This window comes from Thermostichus sp. OS-CIW-26, assembly GCF_054058395.1.
The window spans coordinates 1-2,331 of the sequence record NZ_JBSSAG010000068.1 but is presented as its reverse complement, the minus strand read 5'-3'; the positions used below and the strand labels follow the sequence as shown (position 1 = coordinate 2,331).

Here is a 2,331-nt window from a genome sequence, read left to right as displayed (position 1 = left end):
GACTTTTGACCAGCAAACCTATATGGAGGAGGGCTTTCCTCCCGACACCAAGCCTGCGGCTATGGTGCGGGCCTCCAGCCCGAAAATTTGGTGAGTATCCATTCGCATGGCCCTAAGCTTCGTCCTGGAGACGAGCCTATGTGTAACCACTCTCCCAACCCCACTTTCAGCAGCATCCTGGAGAGCCGTTTGCAGCGGCGTCAAGTGTTGCAGGGGGGAATTGCTGCAGCGGTGGCCACCTTTTTTGGCTTGCCTACGCTGAACAGTGCTTCCAAATCGGCAAAAGCCGCCAGTGGCAGTGCTTTGCTGGGCTTCAAGGCAATTCCTGTGAGCGCGGAAGACAAACTGGTGGTGCCCGAAGGCTACACTGCCCGACCGCTGCTGGCTTGGGGTACTCCCATCACCGGCACCTATCCACAGTTCAAGCTGGAAAACACCGGTGCCGAGCAGGGAATGCAGGTGGGCAGCCACCACGATGGCATGCACTTCTTCCCCATCGAAGGGAAGGATCCCTGGCAGGGCAGCTCCACCGAGGGTTTGCTGGTGTTTAACCACGAGTACGTTGAGCCTCGGTTTATGCATGCTGCGGCTGTGGGCCAGAAGCTGGATTCCGACCTGTATCCCACCAATCCTGACGGCACCCGCGATCCCGATCAGGTGCTGAAAGAGCTGAATGGCCACGGGGTGAGCATTGTCCACATCAAGCAGCAGGGAGATGGCAGTTGGGAAGTGGTGCGGGATCGCCTCAACCGCCGCATCACCGGTCTTACCCTCATGGAGATCCACGGCCCGGTGCGGGGATCCGACTTCGTGAAAACCAAGTTCAGCCCTGAAGGCACAATGACCCGGGGTACTTTGAACAACTGCGCCCACGGCGTCACTCCCTGGAATACCTACCTCACCTGTGAGGAGAACTGGGCTGGCTACTTCAGCAACACCAGCAAAGGCCCCGACCAAAAGCCCAACCTGCCCCGGGAGCACAAGCGCTACGGCGTGAGCACCGAGACTTCCCGCTACGGCTGGGAGCTGGCCAGCAACAAGGCAGACGAGTTCATCCGCTTCAATGCCACCCCCACCGCTGCGGATGCCACCCAAGACTACCGCAATGAGCCCAACACTTTTGGCTGGGTGGTGGAGATCGATCCCTTTGATCCCAGCAGCACTCCCAAGAAGCGCACCGCTCTGGGCCGCTTCGCCCACGAAGGCGTGGTGTTTCAGCCGCCGGTGGAAGGCCAGCCGATTGTGGCCTATATGGGGGACGATGCCCGCTTTGAGTACATCTACAAGTACGTCTCTGCCGAGCCCTACCGCAAGGAAACGGCGGGTGGACATCTGTTGGACAATGGCACCCTGTATGTGGCCAAGTTCAACGAAGATGGCACGGGCGAGTGGCTGCCGCTGGTGTTTGGGAAAAACGGTCTAACCCCGGAAAACGGCTTCACCAGCCAAGCAGATGTGTTGGTGAATACCCGCACGGCGGCAGATTTTGTCGGTGCTACTAAAATGGACCGGCCTGAGTGGGGAGCGGTGGATCCGCAAACCCGCATGGTCTACTTCACCCTGACCAACAACAGCCGTCGGGAACAAGACCAGGTGAACGCTGCCAACCCCCGTCCCAAAAACAAGTGGGGTCACATCATCCGTTGGAAGGAAGCCAACGACCGGCCTCAAGCCACCCGTTTCGAGTGGGATCTCTTTGTCTTGGCCGGGCCGCCTGAAGATAGCCGCACCCTATCAGGTCAACCCCTCAATGCAGACAACATCTTCAACTCTCCCGATGGGCTGTGGTTCGATGCCAGCCGTCGCCTCTGGATCCAGACCGACACCAGCGACAGCAATCTCAACCAAGGGGATTTTGCTCCTTTTGGCAATAACCAAATGTTGGCTGCCGATCCGGATACAGGGGAAATTCGCCGCTTTTTAACCGGGCCGATTGGGCAGGAGATCACCGGTGTGGTCACCACTCCCGATCAGCGCACCATGTTCATCAACGTGCAGCACCCAGGCGCCAGCACCAGCGAGGACGACTTTGCTGCCGGCAAGGTCAATTCCCGCTGGCCAGACTACGACCCCAATCTCTACCCCCGCTCGGCGGTGGTGGTGATCACCAAAAATGACGGCGGGATCATCGGTACCTAGTTGTCTCTGAGGCCGTCAGCCCATAAAACCCAGCGGCAGGGATCCTTCATCTCTGCCGCTTTCTTGCACTTAACCCAGCAAGGCTGATCCCTGCAGGGTCAGCTAGAAATCGCAGGAGCCCCGCACTGTACCCGTAGGGTCAGTGTCGGGAGGAATGCGGAAGTTATGATAGAACCATGACCCAAGTCCTGA

General features: G+C 58.7%; 1 protein-coding gene. It reads left to right on the top strand.

All coding sequences use genetic code 11. The annotated features are described in order from the left end of the window. Nucleotides 1–138 precede the first annotated feature (138 nt). Entirely contained in the window at nucleotides 139–2,139 is a 2,001-nt protein-coding gene (locus ACVW0C_RS14215) for a PhoX family protein (RefSeq protein ID WP_457386045.1), read from the top strand. The last annotated feature ends 192 nt before the right edge of the window (nucleotides 2,140–2,331 follow it).

Coding starts and splice junctions, on each gene's coding strand:
- ACVW0C_RS14215 (WP_457386045.1), top strand. CDS start 139: ATGTGTAACCACTCTCCCAACCCCACTTTCAGCAGCATCCTGGAGAGC.